Annotated in this window: 13 protein-coding genes; 4 read left to right on the top strand and 9 right to left on the bottom strand. The window is 70.9% G+C overall.

Translation table 11 applies throughout. The features are described 5' to 3' along the window. Window positions 1–35 precede the first annotated feature (35 nt). Entirely contained in the window at window positions 36–1,151 is a 1,116-nt protein-coding gene (locus ACQUSR_RS30190) for an AraC family transcriptional regulator (RefSeq protein WP_431045969.1), read from the bottom strand. A gap of 541 nt (window positions 1,152–1,692) precedes the next feature. Between ACQUSR_RS30190 and ACQUSR_RS30185 the strand changes: the two genes are divergently transcribed. Then, entirely contained in the window at window positions 1,693–2,100 is a 408-nt protein-coding gene (locus ACQUSR_RS30185) for a hypothetical protein (protein ID WP_431045967.1), read from the top strand. 76 nt (window positions 2,101–2,176) lie between these two features. Here the strand turns inward: ACQUSR_RS30185 and ACQUSR_RS30180 are convergent, their stop codons facing one another. Continuing rightward, a complete protein-coding gene (locus ACQUSR_RS30180; protein WP_431045965.1) occupies window positions 2,177–4,396 on the bottom strand; it encodes an NADP-dependent isocitrate dehydrogenase in 2,220 nt (739 codons plus the stop codon). 243 nt (window positions 4,397–4,639) lie between these two features. Between ACQUSR_RS30180 and ACQUSR_RS30175 the strand changes: the two genes are divergently transcribed. The 3 genes from ACQUSR_RS30175 to ACQUSR_RS30165 all read left to right on the top strand — a co-directional run bounded on the left by ACQUSR_RS30175 (window position 4,640) and on the right by ACQUSR_RS30165 (window position 8,970). Further along, on the top strand, window positions 4,640–6,016 hold the full coding sequence (locus ACQUSR_RS30175; protein ID WP_431045963.1) for an FAD-dependent oxidoreductase: 1,377 nt from the start codon (window positions 4,640–4,642) through the stop codon (window positions 6,014–6,016). A 224-nt stretch (window positions 6,017–6,240) separates the two neighbouring features. Continuing rightward, window positions 6,241–7,905 carry a DEAD/DEAH box helicase gene (locus ACQUSR_RS30170; protein ID WP_431045961.1) on the top strand — a complete coding sequence of 555 codons (1,665 nt, stop codon included), beginning with the start codon at window positions 6,241–6,243 and terminating at the stop codon, window positions 7,903–7,905. Between the two features lie 129 nt (window positions 7,906–8,034). After that, window positions 8,035–8,970 carry a hypothetical protein gene (locus tag ACQUSR_RS30165; protein WP_431045959.1) on the top strand — a complete coding sequence of 312 codons (936 nt, stop codon included), beginning with the start codon at window positions 8,035–8,037 and terminating at the stop codon, window positions 8,968–8,970. 178 nt (window positions 8,971–9,148) lie between these two features. Here ACQUSR_RS30165 and ACQUSR_RS30160 read toward each other — a convergent pair whose 3' ends face one another. From ACQUSR_RS30160 to ACQUSR_RS30130, 7 genes are all read right to left on the bottom strand, one after another. Continuing rightward, the gene (locus ACQUSR_RS30160) at window positions 9,149–9,460 is read right to left on the bottom strand and encodes an antibiotic biosynthesis monooxygenase family protein (protein WP_431045957.1); all 312 of its coding nucleotides are present in this window, start codon (window positions 9,458–9,460) and stop codon (window positions 9,149–9,151) included. A gap of 36 nt (window positions 9,461–9,496) precedes the next feature. Continuing rightward, on the bottom strand, window positions 9,497–10,747 hold the full coding sequence (locus ACQUSR_RS30155; protein WP_431045955.1) for an MFS transporter: 1,251 nt from the start codon (window positions 10,745–10,747) through the stop codon (window positions 9,497–9,499). 16 nt (window positions 10,748–10,763) lie between these two features. Further along, on the bottom strand, window positions 10,764–11,891 hold the full coding sequence (gene tal, locus ACQUSR_RS30150) for a transaldolase (protein WP_431047931.1): 1,128 nt from the start codon (window positions 11,889–11,891) through the stop codon (window positions 10,764–10,766). A 55-nt stretch (window positions 11,892–11,946) separates the two neighbouring features. After that, window positions 11,947–12,780 (bottom strand): mycofactocin-coupled SDR family oxidoreductase, encoded by an 834-nt coding sequence (locus ACQUSR_RS30145; RefSeq protein WP_431045953.1) that lies wholly within the window; start codon window positions 12,778–12,780, stop codon window positions 11,947–11,949. Between the two features lie 40 nt (window positions 12,781–12,820). Further along, complete coding sequence (rpe, locus tag ACQUSR_RS30140) at window positions 12,821–13,522, bottom strand: ribulose-phosphate 3-epimerase (RefSeq protein WP_431045951.1); 702 nt, start codon at window positions 13,520–13,522, stop codon at window positions 12,821–12,823. Next, window positions 13,519–14,184, bottom strand: a complete 666-nt coding sequence (locus ACQUSR_RS30135) for an HAD family hydrolase (RefSeq protein ID WP_431045949.1) — start codon at window positions 14,182–14,184, stop codon at window positions 13,519–13,521. The genes rpe and ACQUSR_RS30135 overlap by 4 nt, the downstream gene beginning before the upstream one ends. A 281-nt stretch (window positions 14,185–14,465) precedes the next feature. After that, window positions 14,466–17,009 carry an ABC transporter permease gene (locus ACQUSR_RS30130; RefSeq protein ID WP_431045946.1) on the bottom strand — a complete coding sequence of 848 codons (2,544 nt, stop codon included), beginning with the start codon at window positions 17,007–17,009 and terminating at the stop codon, window positions 14,466–14,468. Between the last annotated feature and the right edge of the window lie 59 nt (window positions 17,010–17,068).

The raw sequence follows: 17,068 nt of genomic DNA, 5'->3' as shown, positions 1-17,068 counted from the left end.
TGACTTCCGGGCGGGGACGGCGCTGACCGGACCGCTCACCTTTGCTGGCCTCGCGCCTCACCAGGCGTACGGCAGGCCCCGCGGCGTTCCCTCTCACGGGTGACGGTCGCGGACAGCCGGTACGCGCCCGGCGTCGTCCCGGTCCAGCGGCGGAAGGCCCGGTGGAAGGCCGTGTCCTCCGAGAACCCCAGCCGCGCCGCCAACTCCGCGATCGGCTCGCTCCCCTGCGTCAGCCCCGCGATCGCCGCGTCCCGGCGCACCGCGTCCTTCAGGAGCCGGTACGACGTGCCCTCGCGCTGGAGCCGCCGCCCCAGCGTGGCGGGGCTGACCGCGAGCCGGGCGGCGACCTCGGCCACCTCGGGCAGCCGTGCCGCCCCGGCACCGCCGCACAACGCCCGTACAAGGGTGCGGCGCACCTGCTCGGCGACCGTCGTGCCGTAGTCGCGGCGGCTCAGCAGGTCGGCGGGGGCCCGGCGCAGCAGACGCTCCAGCGCCGCCTCGTCCCGTACGACGGGCGAGGCCAGCCAGCGGGCGTCGAAGCCCACGCGCGTACGGTGCGCACCGAAGCGCACCGGGCAGCCGAACAGCAGGTCGTACTCCGCGTGGCAGGACGGCGCGGGATAGGCGAACTCGGCCCAGCGCAGCGGGATCCGGCGGCCGATGAGCCAGTTGGAGAGCCGGTGCCAGATGACGACGAGGCACTCGGAGAGGAAGTGGTCCTCGTCGTGCGTGAGATCGCTGCGGACGACGAGGACAGCGTCGTGACGGGTGGCGCGGCACGCGTCGGTCCGGGGTGCCACGGGGGTCTCCAGCGCCAGGTCGGGGCCGTGCGGGAAGAGCCCGTAGAAGCGGATGCCGCGCCGCAGCGCGGCACCCAGGTCCCGGCAGCCCAGGCAGGCGTAGCACATCATCGCGAACGTGCCGCGCCGGCTCGGGCCGGTGCCGAGGCCGAGGAACTCGTCGTCCGTGGCCCGGTACAGGCCGCGGACGAGCCGGGTGAACTGCTCGGCGGTGACTCGGCCGTGGTCGTCAGCGAGCAGCAGCGGCGGGATCCGCGCGCGCTGGAGCAGCGGCACGGTGTCGACGCCGAGGCGCCGCGCGCCGCGCAATGCGGCGCGCACATGGTGAACGCTGACGGTCCGGCTCGCCATGCGGGTCACGGTAGCCGCGACGCGCGCCGGGGTCAGTCGCGGTGACGGTTCCCGTCGTGACGGCCCACGGTTCCGTGCCAGGAGGCCGTGGCCGCGGCGAGCCCCTGTGAGGGCCCCTCACCAGCGCGACGTCACAACTTCCACTGCCTGAGTCACTGTTGATGACCCGGGTTGCCGCCCGGGTGGTGACCGAGGTCGGGAAGGGAGACAACGGAGAGGTGGAGGTGGCACGCCTCTGCCGCAGCCCCACCGCCGCCGCCCCTCGGCGCTGGACGGCGTGCCGCTGGAGGGCGTCCGATGGGACGCCACCACGGTATGGCCGGTGGAATGGGAGCCACTGATCCGCCGGGCGTCACTTCCGGCGGGCGGCGAGCACGGGGTCCTCGTCATCGCCGTGGATCCCTGGGACACCGTCGTATCGGCCGACGCCTGAGGGGGAAATCCCGGCGAGAAATCCGCGGCGAACGACGCAACCCATCCCTCACTTCCCCCCTCTATCAGGGCGAAGGTCGTCCAATTCACACGATGTGGAAGAAATGCCATGAATCAGACGCGTCGCCTTGTCATCGCCACCACCCTCGCCGCCGCGATCCTCGGCGGCGGTGCCGCCACGGCGATGGCCGCCTCCCCCGCTCCGGCCAAGCCCGTGGCGCAGGTGAAGGTCCAGCCCAAGGCCAAGGCGGCCCTCACCGCCAAGCCGTCCGTGAACAGCGTCCGCGCCTGGCAGGAGTTCCGGATCACCGGCAAGGCGACCGGCATCGCGGCGGGCACCAAGGTCGGCCTCCAGCAGAAGCAGCGAGGCAAGTGGGTCGCGCTGCCCGCCGGCACCGTCGTCAACAAGAGCGGCGCCTACTCGCTGCGCGCCAAGCTCGGCCTGAAGGGCAAGAACGAGCTGCGCATGGTCAGCGGCAAGACCGCCTCCGCCGTCTTCACCGTGACGGTGCGCTGAGCACCGTGCGTGCATGGGAAGGGGCCCCCGGCCGTCGCTTGGACGGCCGGGGGCCCCTTCTTCGTGAGTCGGTCGGTCAGCCGAGGGTCGCGAGCGCCTCGTTGAGGGTCTTCGACGGACGCATGACGGCCTCCGCCTTGGCGGGGTCGGGCTGGTAGTAGCCGCCGATGTCGGCGGGCGAGCCCTGGACCGCGATCAGCTCGTCGACGATCGTCTGCTCCTTGGCGGTCAGCGACTCGGCGAGCGGCGCGAACGCCTTGGCCAGGTCCGCGTCGTCGGTCTGCTTGGCCAGCTCCTGCGCCCAGTACAGCGACAGGTAGAAGTGGCTGCCGCGGTTGTCGATGCCACCGACGCGGCGGGTCGGCGACTTGTCCTCGTTGAGGAAGGTAGCCGTGGCGCGGTCGAGGGTGTCGGCGAGGATCTGGGCGCGCGCGTTGCCCGCCGCCTGCGCGAGGTGCTCGAAGCTGGCCGCGAGCGCGAAGAACTCACCCAGGCTGTCCCAGCGCAGGTAGTTCTCCTTGACGAGCTGCTGGACGTGCTTCGGCGCGGAGCCGCCGGCGCCCGTCTCGAAGAGGCCGCCGCCCGCCATCAGCGGGACGACCGACAGCATCTTGGCGCTGGTGCCCAGCTCCAGGATCGGGAACAGGTCGGTCAGGTAGTCGCGCAGCACGTTGCCGGTGACGGAGATGGTGTTCTCGCCGCGGCGGATGCGCTCCACGGAGAGCTTGGTCGCCTCGACCGGGGACAGGATCCGGATGTCCAGGCCCTCGGTGTCGTGCTCCGGCAGGTACTGCTCGACCTTGGCGATCAGGTTGGCGTCGTGGGCACGGGTCTCGTCCAGCCAGAACACCGCCGGGTCGCCGGTCGCGCGGGCGCGGGTGACGGCCAGCTTGACCCAGTCCTTGATCGGGGCGTCCTTGGTCTGGCAGGCGCGGAAGATGTCGCCGGCGGAGACGGCCTGCTCCAGGACCACGTTGCCGGCCTGGTCGACGAGGCGGACCGTACCGGTGGCCGGGATCTCGAAGGTCTTGTCGTGGCTGCCGTACTCCTCGGCCTTCTGCGCCATCAGACCGACGTTCGGGACGGAGCCCATGGTCGACGGGTCGTAGGCGCCGTGGGCGCGGCAGTCGTCGAGCACGGCCTGGTAGACGCCCGAGTAGCTGCTGTCCGGCAGGACCGCGAGGGTGTCGGCCTCCTGGCCGTCCGGGCCCCACATGTGGCCGGAGGTGCGGATCATGGCCGGCATGGAGGCGTCGACGATGACGTCGGACGGCACGTGCAGGTTGGTGATGCCCTTGTCGGAGTCGACCATCGCCAGCTCCGGGCCCTCGGCGAGCTCGGCGTCGAAGGAGGCCTTGATCTCAGCGCCCTGGGGCAGAGACTCCAGGCCCTTGAAGATGCCGCCGAGACCGTCGTTCGGGGTCAGGCCGGCGGCGGCGAACACCTCGCCGTACTTGGCGAACGTCTTCGGGAAGAAGGCGCGCACCACGTGGCCGAAGACGATCGGGTCGGAGACCTTCATCATCGTCGCCTTGAGGTGCACCGAGAACAGCACGCCCTCGGCCTTGGCGCGGGCGACCTGCGCGGTCAGGAACTCGCGCAGCGCGGCGACGCGCATCACGGAGGCGTCGACGACCTCGCCCGCCAGCACGGGCACGGACTCGCGCAGCACGGTGGTGGAGCCGTCGTCGCCCGCCAGCTCGATGCGGAGGGCACCGGCCTCGGAGATCACCGCGGACTTCTCGGTGGAGCGGAAGTCGTTCTCACCCATGGTCGCGACGTTCGTCTTGGACTCGGGGGTCCAGGCGCCCATGCGGTGCGGGTGGGTCTTGGCGTAGTTCTTCACCGACGCGGGGGCGCGGCGGTCGGAGTTGCCCTCGCGCAGCACCGGGTTGACGGCGCTGCCCTTGACCTTGTCGTACCGGGCGCGGATCTCCCGCTCCTCGTCGGTCTTCGGGTCGTCCGGGTAGTCCGGCAGCGCGTAGCCCTGCTGCTGCAGCTCGGCGACCGCGGCCTTGAGCTGCGGAATGGAAGCCGAGATGTTCGGCAGCTTGATGATGTTCGCCTCGGGCGTCTTGGCCAGCTCGCCGAGCTCGGCGAGCGCGTCGTCGATGCGCTGGGCCTCTTCGAGGTGCTCGGGGAAGCTGGCGATGATCCGCCCGGCCAGGGAAATGTCACGGCTCTCGACACTGATCCCGGCCGTCGCTGCGTACGCCCGGACCACAGGCAGGAACGAGTACGTCGCCAGGGCCGGAGCCTCGTCAGTGTGCGTATAGATGATGGTCGAGTCAGTCACCGATACTCCGCTTCACGTCTACATCGTCTCTCGACATCAAGATATCTCGTGATCGGCGCTCCCCGACACCGACCCCCCGCGCCCCTGATCCATCGGGGTGGCGCGCATGCCGCGCAGGCCCGGCTCCGCAGGAATGAGACACCGTCCCAAATGACCGGTTCGCGACGGCGGAGGCCCTACGCTCGTCTCGGCGCCCCGTAAGACGGGTATGGCGGGTATCAGGCTCAAGGGAGGGAAGCACCCATGCAGAACAGAGCTCTCCGGTCCGGTGCCCGCTGGGGGAAGGCCGTCGTCGTCGGCGGCGGGTACGCCGGTCTGGTGACGGCCCGCGTACTGGCGGACCACTTCTCCGAAGTGGTCATCCTGGAGCGGGACTCGGTGGACGAGCAGACCGGCACCCATCCGCACGTACCGCAGGGCTACCACGCCCATGCCATGCTGGCCAAAGGCGCGGAGGTCCTGGAGCGGCTCTTCCCCGGGCTCCGCGCGGAACTGAAGGAGATCGGGGCGCCGGTCTTCGACTACGGCGAGCACATCAGCTTCCTGCTGCCGTCCGGGTTCGCCCCGCGCGCCCGGACCGGCGTGGAGATCCAGTCGTTCACCCGGGACGAACTGGAGCGGCGCCTGCGGCACAAGGTGCTCGCGCTGCCCGAGGTGACGTTGCTCTCCTCGACCCGGTGCGAGGGCCTGCGAATGGGGAGTCCCGGCAGGGTCAACCGGGTGCTGTACCGGACGGACGGCGCCGAGCGGCCCACGGAGCTCACGGCGGACCTGGTGGTCGACGCCTCGGGGCGGTCCAGCGCGCTGGACGGCTGGCTGGAGGAGATGGGCCTGCCGGTCCCCCGCAAGCGCGTCGTGAAGGCGAAGATCACGTATACGTCGATGAACTTCGACCGGCCGGAGAAGGGCCACCCGGACTTCAACATCGCCTACCAGATGACGTTCGCCCCCCACATCCCCCGGGGCGGCGTCGTCCTGGCCGTGGAGCGGAACCGCTGGACGTGCTCGTTGATCGGGTTCGGCGACCACGCGCCGCCGACCGACGACGCGGCATACCTGGATTTCGCGAAGAGCCTCGACAACGCCCATCTGGCCGAGCAGATCGAACGCCGCACCCACCAGGAACCTATCTACCGGTACACCAACGTCAACAACCAGTGGCGTCCGTACCACAAGGTCAAGGAATGGCCGGAACGCCTGATCGCCATCGGCGACTCGGTCTGCGTGTTCAACCCGGCCTACGGGCAGGGCCTGACGGTCGCCGCGCTGGAGGCCGACCTCCTCCACCGCACCCTGGCCAAACACCGGCGGGTCAAGGCCGGCCTCGACGGTCTGAGCAGGGCGTATCAGCGCGCGGTGGCACGGATCGTCCTGGTGCCGTGGACGCTGTCGACCAACTCGGACCTCATGTGGAACCCGCACCACCAGCCCCTCACGGCGAGGATCGCCCACTGGTACAACAAGCACCTCTTCGCGGTGTCGGTGCGCGACGCGCAGGTGTGGTCCCGTTTCGTGCGGGTCGCCAACATGCTGGCTCCGCCCACCGTCCTCTTCCACCCCTCGGTGGTGGCGAAAGTCGTCGGTCAGGCCCTGTCCCGCCGCGCGCGCGGCCCCGCCTGACCCCGGCGACCGCGGTACCACGGCCCGCGTGGCCGATGGGCGAGGCATGCTAGCCTGAGTCCGATTCGTTCTTGGTACCCATGAACTCTGCGCGCCTGACCGGAAGCCTCCTCAGGCGCCTAATTGTTTTCCGGCAGCTCCGGATGGGGCCTACGCGGGGCCCGCACCTTCGCGGTGCGGGCCCCGGCTTGTGCTGTCCGTGAGGCCCAGGAAGGCATTTCCCCATGACTCGATCCGCACGCCCGGCCCGCACGCGGCCGGCGACATCCCGCGGCACGGCCCCTGCGAAGGCCGCCGCGAGGGGCACCGGCAAGGCCCCCGCCCGCAAGGCCGCGCCGCCGCGCGAATTCGCGCTGCCGGAAACCGTCACCCCCGCGCTGCCCGCCGCCGAGACGTTCGACGCGCTGGACATGCCGGCCGCCCTGGCGAAGACCCTCGCGGCACAGGGCGTGACCGAGCCCTTCCCGATCCAGGGCGCGACGCTGCCGAACTCCCTCGCCGGACGGGACATCCTCGCCCGGGGACGCACCGGCTCGGGCAAGACGCTCGCGTTCGGCCTCGCGCTCCTCGCCCGCACCGCGGGCCGCCGCGCCGAGGCGAAGGCGCCGCTCGCGCTGGTGCTGGTGCCCACGCGGGAGCTCGCGCAGCAGGTCACCGACGCCCTCACGCCGTACGCGACGGCCGTGAACCTGCGGCTGGCCACGGTCGTCGGCGGGCTGTCGATCACCAAGCAGGCCGGCACGCTGCGGCGCGGCGCGGAAGTGCTCGTGGCCACGCCCGGGCGGCTCAAGGACCTCATAGAACGGCGCGACTGCACCCTCGACCGGGTGTCGATCACCGTCCTGGACGAGGCCGACCAGATGGCCGACATGGGTTTCATGCCGCAGGTCACGGCGCTGCTCAAGCAGGTCGAGCCGGACGGGCAGCGGATGCTGTTCTCGGCGACGCTGGACAAGAACATCGACCGGCTCGTCCGGATGTTCCTGACCGACCCCGTGGTCCACTCGGTCGACCCGTCGGCGGGCGCGGTGACCACCATGGAGCACCATGTGCTGCACGTCGCGGACGAGACCGACAAGAAGGCCGTGGCCATGCGCATCGCGGCCCGCGACGGCCGGGTGATCCTCTTCGTGGACACCAAGCGCGCGGCCGACCGCTTCGCCAAGCGGCTGCTCGCCAACGGCGTACGAGCGGACGCGCTGCACGGCGGCCGCTCGCAGCCGCAGCGCAATCGCACCCTCGACTACTTCAAGAACGGTCACGTCACGGCGCTCGTGGCCACCAATGTGGCGGCCCGCGGCATTCATGTCGACGATCTGGATCTGGTCGTCAACGTCGATCCGCCGACCGATCACAAGGACTACCTGCACCGTGGCGGGCGCACCGCCAGGGCCGGGGAGTCCGGCAGCGTCGTGACGCTGGTGCTGCCCGAGCAGAGGAGGGAGATCTCACGGCTGATGGCGGACGCGGGGATCAGCCCGTCCACGGCCAGGGTCAAGTCCAGCGACGAGGAGCTCGCGCGGCTCACCGGGGCGCGGGAGCCGTCCGGCGTGGCCGTGACGCTCGAGGTGCCGGCGGCCGCCGACCAGCGCAAGCAGAAGGCGCCCGCCAAGGCCGCCAAGGCGAAGGCGGGCACCAGGGCGAGGGCGGGCGCGCGGCCGAAGCGCGCCGCGGCCGGGGCCGATCCCGGCGGCAGGTCCGGTTCCGGTGCCGGCGGCAGGGCCGGTGCCGGCAGCAGGTCCGGCTCCGGTTCCGGCAGCAGGTCCGGTGCCGTGGGCGGGGCCGGTGCCGAAGGCGGGTCCGGTACCGGGAGGTCGGGCGCCCGGCGCCGGCGCCCGCGACGCGGCGGGCAGGGCGGGCAGGGCGGCGGCAGCCGTACGACGGCTTGATCGCGGCGCCTTGATCCCGGCGCTGTCGGCAAACGGCCGCGGTGAGGCAACTTCCAGCCGTCGCGGCGCATCTTCTTCGCGGGAGTGCCTCTTGGTCCGCAGTCCCCTCGCGCGTGAACGGAGCTCTTAGTGATCATCGGCCTCCTGACGGCCGTCGCGGCCTCGGCCTGCTACGGCACGGGATCGGTCCTGCAGGCCGTGGGATCCCGCAAGTCCGCCCGCCAGGAGGCGGCCGCGGCCTCCACCACCGGTACCACCCAGCACGGCGGACCGAGTCTCTCCTCCACCGCCAAAGCCGCTATGACCTGGGAGTTCATGGTCGGCACGGTGCTGGACTTCGTCGGCTTCGGGCTGGGCGCGCTGGCCGCCCGGCTGCTCCCGCTGTTCCTGTCGCAGACCGTGATCAGCGCCAATCTGGTGATCACCGCGCTGCTGGGCATCAAGCTGCTCGGCATCCGGCTGTCCCGCGCGGAGTGGACCTCCATCGGCGTCGTCTGCGCGTCGCTGGTCATGCTGGCCACGGCGGCGGGAGCGGAGGGCGACAGCCGGGGCTCCGACGCGGCGCACTGGTGGCTGCTCGCGGTCACCGTGCTGCTGATGGGCGGTGGCACCCTGCTGGTCCGCCGACTCGGCTCCCGGGGCGCCATCACGGCCGGTCTGCTGTCGGGCCTCGGCTTCGGCGCCATCGGAGTGGGCGTACGGGTGCTGGAGGGGGTCGATCCGTTCGACCCGCTGGCCCTGCTGGCCGACCCCGCGCTGTACGCGATCCTCGTCGCCGGCGCCGTCGGCATGTACCTGCACACCGTCGCCCTGCAGATCGGGTCGGTCAATGGCGCAACGGCGGCGCTGGTCGTAGGAGAAACGATCCTGCCGGGGATGCTGGGCGTGCTGTGGCTCGGTGACTCCTCGCGCCCCGGGTTCCTGTGGCTCGCGATCGCGGGCTTCGCCCTCGCCGTGGCCGGTGCCGTGGCGGTCGCGTGGTTCGGCGAGCCGGACGGCGCGGCCGGAGACGGGCCCGCGGAGGACGGGCCCGGAATCCGGCACGAGGAGCTGGCGCGCACCTAGGTGCCTGCGGCGCTCCATTCCCCCGGCCCTCCCCCCTACGCCCTGCGGGCGTGGGGCCCCAGCCCTCCCGGCTGAGTCCGATCTGCGGCTACCCCCGCGCCGGGGCCCCTCCCCGGACCCGGGGGTCCAGGGGCGAAGCCCCAGCCAGCCGCGTCACCGACCTGCCGGGACAACACACCTAGCCGGCGGACGGCTGCCCCACCGGCCGGGAGTCGAAGTGGCGCAGGGTGGGCTCACGGTCGAAGAAGTGCTCGATGGCCGCGGCGAACTTCCCGGCCTGCTCGCTCTTGGGGAACTTCTCCAGGTGGTCGTCCAGGTGCGCCCAGCCGACACGCAGCAGGTAGGAACCGGTGGTCTCGACGTCGCGGTAGAGGTCGACGGACTCGCAGCCCTCCGCGGACTTCAGGATCGGGCTCGCCGCGACGAGCGCCTGCTCGAACTCGTCCTCGCGGCCCGGGGTGATGTACAGGTAGGCGTATTCGTAGATCACGGGTTCCTCCAGATGGCCAGATGATGCGGATGGTGGTCAGCGCACGGTCTTGATCCGGGTGACGGTGACGGCCCCTACGAGCCCGACGACCATCGTGAACAGGTAGAGAGCTGTGTAGTTGTGTCCCGAGCCGACGGCCAGCAGCAGCGGCGCGAGGGCCGGGCCGATGGACTGCGGAAGGACGTCGGCACTGTTGATGACGCCGAGGTCCTTGCCGATGTCGGCGGAGTTGGGCAGTACCTCGGTCGCCAGGGCCATGTCCACGGCGAAGTAGAAGCCGGAGCCGACGCCCAGCAGGGCCTGCGCGACGTACACCCACGGCATCGTGGTCGCGCTCGCGAGCAGGCCGAGGCCGGCCGCCAGGAGGAGCGCGGCCGCGGTCACGAAGGGCTTGCGGCGGCCGATCCGGTCGGAGAGCCAGCCGCACAGGACCGCGGTCAGGCCGCTCAGGCCGTAGTTGACCGTGGTCAGCAGCGCGACGGTGGCCGCTACCTCGCCGTCGGAGACGTGCAACTCCGAGGTGAGGTAGTACGCGAGGTACGGCACGGGTGCCACGGAGGCGAAGAACGTCAGGAACCGCGTCAGCCATACCCATCCGAAGTCCGGGTGGCTGCGGGGATCGGTCCAGAAGCTGCCGAGGAACTCCCGCGCGGAGAACGGGACCTGGCCGGCCGGCGCCGCGCGGTCGCGCAAGGGCACGGCGAACAGGGTGATGACCGCCACCGCCGCCACGGCCGGTACGAGGAACCCGGCGGCGCCCGCCGAGAACAGCGCGGCCGCCCCCATGCCGACGGGTACGGCCAGGCGCTGGCTGAAGCCCACGACGCCGGAGACCAGGCCGCGCTGCGGTGCCGGTACCTGCTCGGGCACGGTGGCGGCCAGCGCGGCGATGGTCGCGTTGAAGCAGAGCTGCGCCAGGCACCATCCGGCGGCGACCGCGGCGACGGACGGGGACAGGGCCATGATCGCCAAGCCGAGTGTGCCGCCGAGCACGCCGCCTATGAGCCACGGCCTGCGCCGTCCGAATCGCGAGGTGGTGCGGTCCGACAGCCGGCCGGCCAGGGGGTTGGCCAGCAGGGCGACCAGGGCCCCGAGGCTCGCCACGACCGCGAGCGAGGTCTCCTTGTGCCGCGGGTCGACGTCCTCGATCCGCAGCGCGAGGGTGACCAGCGCGACCGAGAGCACCGCGCTGTACAGGCCCAGGTAGCCGAGCCCGAGCCGGACCACGAATGCCCGCGACACCCGTGGTCCGCTCTCGGTCGTCGCCGGTACGGCGGTCGATGTCATCGTGCGTCCGCGCTCGTCACGCGGCCGGCCCCTCGCCCAGACGCCGGAGCGAGCTCTCGACGCTCTCCAGGAGTGCCTGCCACGCGTTCTCGAACGCCTTGACCCCCTCGTCTTCCAGCAGCTGGACGACCTCGTCGTAGTCGACGCCCACTCCGGCCAGTCCGGCGAAGACCTCCGCGGCCTGCGCGTACCGGCCGCGGACCGTGTCGCCCTGGATGTCGCCGTGGTCGGCCACGGCGTCCAGGGTCTCCTCCGGCAGGGTGTTGACCGTTCCCGCCGTGACCAGGCCGGTGACGTAGCAGGTGTCCGGGTAGGCGGGGTTCTTCGTGCTGGTCGAGGTCCACAGCAGTCGCTGCGGGTTCGCACCGGCGGCCTCCAGAGCCCGCCACCGCTCGGAGTCGGCGATCTCCTCGTACGCCTCGTGGGCCAGGCGGGAGTTGGCGAGCCCGGTCTGGCCGCGCAGCGCCAGGGCCTTCTCGCCTCCCACCCGCTCCAGGCGCCGGTCGGTCTCGGTGTCCAGCCGGGAGACGAAGAAGGAGGCCACCGACTCGATGCCGGACACGTCGAGGCCCGCTTCGAGAGCCGCTTCGAGTCCGCTGAGATAGGCGTCCGCCACCGCCCGGTACCGCTCGATCGAGAAGATCAGCGTCACGTTCACGCTGATGCCCTCGGCGATGGCCCGGGTGATCGCCGGGAGACCCGCCCGGGTGGCCGGGATCTTGATGAGGACGTTGGGCCGGTCCACCATCCACCACAGCTGCCGGGCTTCGGCGACGGTGGCCTCCGTGTGATGGGCGAGCCGGGGATCCACCTCCAGTGAGATGCGTCCGTCGTGCCCTTCCGTGCGGTCGAACACCGGCCGCAGGATGTCGGCCGCGGCACGCACGTCCGCGGTCGTCAGGACCCGCACGGCTTCCTCCGCGGTGACCCCGCGCAGGGCGAGATCCCGCAGTTGTGCCTCGTACGCGGATCCCGAGCCGCCGGCGATGGCCCGCTGGAAGATGGAGGGGTTGGTGGTGACGCCGACCACCGCCTTGTCGCGGATGACGGCGGCGAGGTTGCCGGATATGAGGCGCTCGCGGCTGAGATCGTCCAGCCAGATCGACACGCCCTCTTCGCTGAGCCGCCTTAAACGTTCCGCTATGACCGTCATGAAAGTGATGACTCCTCAGCTGGTGCCGGGATGGCTGATGCCCGGTTCATGCCTTGATCGCGGCGCCGGCGTCCACCGGCAGGGTCGCGCCGGTGACATAGCGCGCCTCGTCGGAGGCGAGCCACAGCACGGCGTTGCTGACGTCGACGGATTCCACCCACGGCACCGGGATGACGCTGAGCTCGGTGAAGGCCGCGGCGGCCTGCTCGCGGGTCGGGTTCTCCACCTCGGGCAGCAGCAGTTTGCGCCCGGTGGTGTTCTGCACCATGTCGGTGTCCACATTGCCCGGGTGGATGCTGTTGACCCTGATGTAATACGGCGCCAGTTCGTTGGCGAGCGACCGCATCAGGCCCACCAGCCCGTGCTTGGACGCCGCGTAGTGCGCCATGTTGGGGCGCCCGAGGGTGCCGGCCACCGAGTTGGTGAAGATGATGGACCCGCCGCGGCCGGCCTCGATCATGTGCGGGATGACGGCCCGTACGGTGTTCCACGCCCCCGTCAGGTTGACGTCGAGCATGTCGCCCCACTGCTTGTCGGAAAGCTCCCAGGCTCGTCCGAGCGAGCCGATTCCGGCGTTGGCGCACACGATGTCGATGTGCCCGAAGTCCGACAGGCCGGCGTCGACGACCGCCTTCAGCTGCTCCGGCTCGCGCACGTCGGCGCTGACGGTCAGGATCTTCCCGCCCTCGTTCTCGACGAGCCGTCGGGTCTCGTCGAGGTCCTTGCTGGTCGCCAGCGTGTAATGCGTGCTTCCGACTTCCTCGCATATGTCGGAGGCGATGATGTGCGCCCCTTCCTGTGCCAGCCGGACGGCGTGCGAACGCCCTTGTCCGCGGGCGGCACCGGTGATGAGGGCGACCTTTCCCTCTACGCGTCCCATGTGATCGTTCCTTCCGGGCGAAGTGGATGCGGGGGCGGCTTCAGGACGCTTCGGCGACGACCAGCTTCGCGTCCTCGGCCTTCGTACGCAGGGCGCGCACGGCGGCCGCGGGGTCGGCGGCGGCGTACACGGCCGAGCCGGCCACGAACGAGTCCGCGCCCGCCTCGGAGCAGCGCGCGATGGTGCTCTCGTTGACGCCGCCGTCGACCTGCAACCACAGGGGTATCTCGCGGCCGCTCAGGCGCCGCAGCGCGTCGATGGCCTCGCGTGCCTGCCGGACCTTCTCCAGCGTGAACTCCAGGAACTTCTGGCTGCCGAAACCGGGTTCGACGGTCATGATCAGGAGCGTGTCGGCCTCTTGGAGCAGCCCTTCGTAGGGCAGCAGAGGGGTGGCGGGGCTGAGCGCGAGTCCCGCCTGCGCCCCCGCCGCCCGGATCGCCCGCAGTGTGCGGACCGGGGAGTTGGTGGCCTCCGCGTGGATGGTCACGCTGCCCGCTCCCGCCTCGGCGTAGTCCGGGGCCCAGCGGTCGGGGTCGGCGACACCGAGGTGGATGTCGAGCGGGAGGCGCACGTTCTTCACGAGGGACTCCACCACCGGAAGCCCCACCGTGAGGTTGGGAACGAAGTGGTTGTCCATCACGTCGACATGCAGCAGGTCGGCGTCGTGCGCGACCGCGTCCGCCTCGTCGGCGAGCCGGGTGAAGTCGGCCGCGAGGATGCTCGGCGATATGCGTACGGTCATGACTGAACTCCGGGAATGTGGAGGGAAATTCCGCCGGTCCGTGTCTGGAACACGATGGAGCCCACGCCGTCCGCGATGGCATGCGCTTCCTGTAGTGCGCTGTCCTCCTGCCGGAAACGCACCGCGATGGTCGTCATACCGGCGGCTCTGGCCGCGGCGATGCCCATGGGGGAGTCGTCGATCCCCACCGCGGACTCGGGGTCGACGCCCATCTTCCGCGCGGCGAGGAGGAACCCCTCCGGGTGGGGCTTGGGATGGACGACGTCGTCCGCGCTGACGATCACTTCGGGGGCCGGAAGGCCCGCGCTGCGCAGACGCGCCAGGGCGACCTCCGTGTCGTTCGATGTGACGATGCCCCAGCGATCGGAGGGAAGCGAGGCGAGTACCTCCGCCGCGCCGGGCAGCGCGACCACCTTCGCGACACGGGCCCGCTCGGCGAGCCTGACGCGCTCCGCGTGGTCCAGGATCTCCTGCTCCGGCAGATCCGGAAGCAGGGTCCGCACGATGTCGCTGCGCTTCTGCCCGTAGAACCTCGACAGGTCGAAGACTTCGCCTACGCCGACGGACTCCGCCCACTCGCCCCAGCAGTCCTCAGCGTCTGCGTAGGAGTCGACGAGCGTGCCATCCAGATCGAACAGGATCGCGCCGTGAACTTTGCTCATTGCACGTACCTTCCCGAGGAAGGGGATCTAGCAGCTGGCATATTCACCTTAGGTGGACGGTCGTTGATCTCTGCGTAGGCGAATCGGTCCTTCCGGTTCGGCTGATTCCACGCACTCGACCTGCGGAGTCAAGACCCGTGACAGAAGATTCTTTACCTATGACCGATTCGGGAACGGCCGGAAGTCAGTAGTCCGGTACCCGTGGATCCGGCGGGCAGGTCGGTGCCGTGCACAGGGACGGGGCGGGGGAATCTCCCCCGCCCCGCCCCGGTGGTGCGCCCTTACTGCGACTGGATCGACGCCAGCATGTTCAGGCGGGCGGCCCTGCGGGCCGGCCAGATCGCCGCCAGGACCCCGATCACCAGCCCCAGCGTCAGGAAGATCCCGAGCCTGGCCCACGGCAGCGCCATCTCGTACGTCGGCATCGACGACGCCGTCAGGCTGCCCCCGGCCCAGGCCAGGAAGATGCCCGTGCCGATCCCGAGCACCGCGCCGAACATCGAGATCACCACGGATTCGAGCCGCACCATCTGCTTGATCCCGGAGCGGTCGAGCCCGATGGCCCGCAGCATCCCGATCTCCCGGGTGCGCTCGAAGACCGACATGGCCAGGGTGTTGACGACGCCGAGCACCGCGATGACGACGGCCATGCCGAGCAGCCCGTACATCATGTTGAGGACCAGGGTGATCGACCCGCTGTCCGCCTTGACGATCTGCTCCTGGTCCTGGACCTTGAGCAGCGGGCTGTCGCCGAGCGCCGCGCGGATGCCGCGGTCCAGGTCCACGGCCTTGCCGGGCTCGGCCTTGACCAGGACGCTGTCGAACTTCTTGGAGCCGGAGTACGGGAGCACGTCGCGCAGCGTGCCCAGCGCGTCTTCGATGACGGCGTTCTTCTCGTACACGCCGACGACCTTCAGCTTCTTCTCGGCCTTGCCGAGGTCCCTGTCCGTGGTGACCGTATCGCCCACCCGGAGGCCCGCCTTCTTGGCGAACTCGTCGGACACCGCGATCCGCCCGGGGCCGATGTCGCGCGGCGAACCGTCGCGGAACCGCAGGTCGACGACCTTGTCGAGCGTCGCCGGGTCGGTACCGGTGAGCAGGCCGAACTCGCCCTTCGCCGTGAGGCTCGCCGAGGTGACGGGCGCGGCCGCGGCGACTCCGGGCACCTTCGCGACCTTGCCGGGTACGCCCGCGTCGAGGCCCTCGTAGGAGCTGTTGGTGACCTTGTAGTCGGCCGTCAGGCCCTGGGTCGCCCGCTTGTCGATGGTCTGCTGGGTGGAGTGCCCGGCCACGGTGAGGCCGGTGATCAGGGCGAGCCCGATCATCAGGGCCGAGGCGGTGGCGGCGGTGCGCCGCGGGTTGCGCAGCGCGTTCTCCTTGGCCAGCTTGCCGCTGACGCCGAAGAGGCGGGTGGTGACCTTGCCGGCCAGGGTGATCAGCGGCTTGGACAGCAGCGGGGCCAGGACGATCATGCCGCTCAGGGTCAGCGCGGAGCCGAGCATGGCGATCATCAGGTCCGACTCGTTGCTGGTCTTGAGCGTGGAGACGTACAGCATGACCAGCACGCCGAGCCCGGTGAGGAGCCCGCCGAGCACGTTGCGGACCACCAGGGCGCGGGTGGGCGGTGCCTGGTCGACGCTGCTGAGCGCCTCGACGGGCGCGATCTTCGCGGCCTTGCGGGACGGCAGCCAGGCGGCCAGCACGGTCACGACGACGCCGACCGCGAGCGACCACAGCAGGGACGCGGGCGAGATGACCAGCGGTCCGTCGGGCAGCCCCGCGCCGCCCGCGTTGAGCAGCGGGCGCATGGCGGTGGCGATGCCGAGGCCGAGCCCGAACCCGGCGGCGGAGGCACCGAGCCCGAGGAGGGCCGCCTCGGCGAGGACGGAGCGTACGACCTGGCGGCGCGAGGCGCCCACGGCCCGCATCAGCGCGATCTCGCGGCCGCGCTGGGCGATCAGCATGGTGAAGGTGTTGGCGATGATGAACACGCCGACGAACAGCGCGATGCCGGCGAAGACCAGCAGCGTCTTGGTGAGGGACTTGGTGTCTTCGGTGATCTGCCGGGACTGCTCGGCGGCGAGCTCGGCACCGCGGGTGGCCGTGGCGCCCTCCTCGGGCAGCAGCGCCCGCACCTCGTCGGTCAGCGCGCGGTCGTTGGCGCCGGGCTTGGCCGCCACCGCGAACTCGTCGAAGTGGCCGGGCTTGAGGTACAGCTTCTGCGCGGTCCTGGTGTCGAACAGCGTCAGCGTGCCGCCCGCGGTGACCCGCGGGTCGTCGGTGCCGACGATGCCGACGAGCTTCTTGGTCAGCGCGGGCCCGTCGATGGCGAAGCGGACGGTGTCGCCGATCTCGTAACCGGCCTTGTCGGCGGTCTTGGCGTCCAGGGCCAGCTCGCCCTCGGCCGCCGGGCCGCGGCCTTCCTTCAGCGGGTAGTGACTGTCCTTGCCGTCCTTGCCGGGCTGGTAGTTCGTGGCGAGGTTCTGCCAGGTGTTGTCGGCGTTGACCGGGTCGCCGTCCTTGCCGGCCAGGGTGGCCTCGCCGTTGACGGTGGGGCGCACCGAGTCGACGCCGGGCAGCGCGCGGATCTTCCCCGCCAGCGCGGTGTCGAGGGCGGTGCCGCGCTTGTCGCCGGCGTCGTCCGCCTGGACGGAGACGGCCACGTCCTTGAGGCTCTTGGCGGAGGCGTTGCGGAAGGAGTTCGCGACGGTGTCGCCGAAGACGAGGGTGCCGGAGACGAAGGCGACGCCGAGCAGGACCGCGAGGGCGGTCATGACCAATCGGGCTTTGTGCGCAACGACGTTGCGCAGGGCTGTACGCAGCATGGTGGTGTCAGTCCTGGAGTTACGCGGGGATGGGGTACGGAGGGAGCACCGGGAGGCGG

This window comes from Streptomyces sp. P1-3 (genome assembly GCF_050613155.1).
GTDB lineage: Bacteria > Actinomycetota > Actinomycetes > Streptomycetales > Streptomycetaceae > Streptomyces.
Note: the sequence above shows the minus strand (reverse complement) of the source record. Positions and strands in the feature narration are given on the sequence as shown.

What these genes read in the sequence shown, in the direction of transcription:
- ACQUSR_RS30190 (WP_431045969.1), bottom strand. Translation starts at nt 1,151, where the DNA reads ATGGCGAGCCGGACCGTCAGCGTTCACCATGTGCGCGCCGCATTGCGC.
- ACQUSR_RS30185 (WP_431045967.1), top strand. Translation starts at nt 1,693, where the DNA reads ATGAATCAGACGCGTCGCCTTGTCATCGCCACCACCCTCGCCGCCGCG.
- ACQUSR_RS30175 (WP_431045963.1), top strand. Translation starts at nt 4,640, where the DNA reads ATGCAGAACAGAGCTCTCCGGTCCGGTGCCCGCTGGGGGAAGGCCGTC.
- ACQUSR_RS30170 (WP_431045961.1), top strand. Translation starts at nt 6,241, where the DNA reads ATGACTCGATCCGCACGCCCGGCCCGCACGCGGCCGGCGACATCCCGC.
- ACQUSR_RS30155 (WP_431045955.1), bottom strand. Translation starts at nt 10,747, where the DNA reads ATGACATCGACCGCCGTACCGGCGACGACCGAGAGCGGACCACGGGTG.
- ACQUSR_RS30145 (WP_431045953.1), bottom strand. Translation starts at nt 12,780, where the DNA reads ATGGGACGCGTAGAGGGAAAGGTCGCCCTCATCACCGGTGCCGCCCGC.
- rpe (WP_431045951.1), bottom strand. Translation starts at nt 13,522, where the DNA reads ATGACCGTACGCATATCGCCGAGCATCCTCGCGGCCGACTTCACCCGG.
- ACQUSR_RS30135 (WP_431045949.1), bottom strand. Translation starts at nt 14,184, where the DNA reads ATGAGCAAAGTTCACGGCGCGATCCTGTTCGATCTGGATGGCACGCTC.
- ACQUSR_RS30130 (WP_431045946.1), bottom strand. Translation starts at nt 17,009, where the DNA reads ATGCTGCGTACAGCCCTGCGCAACGTCGTTGCGCACAAAGCCCGATTG.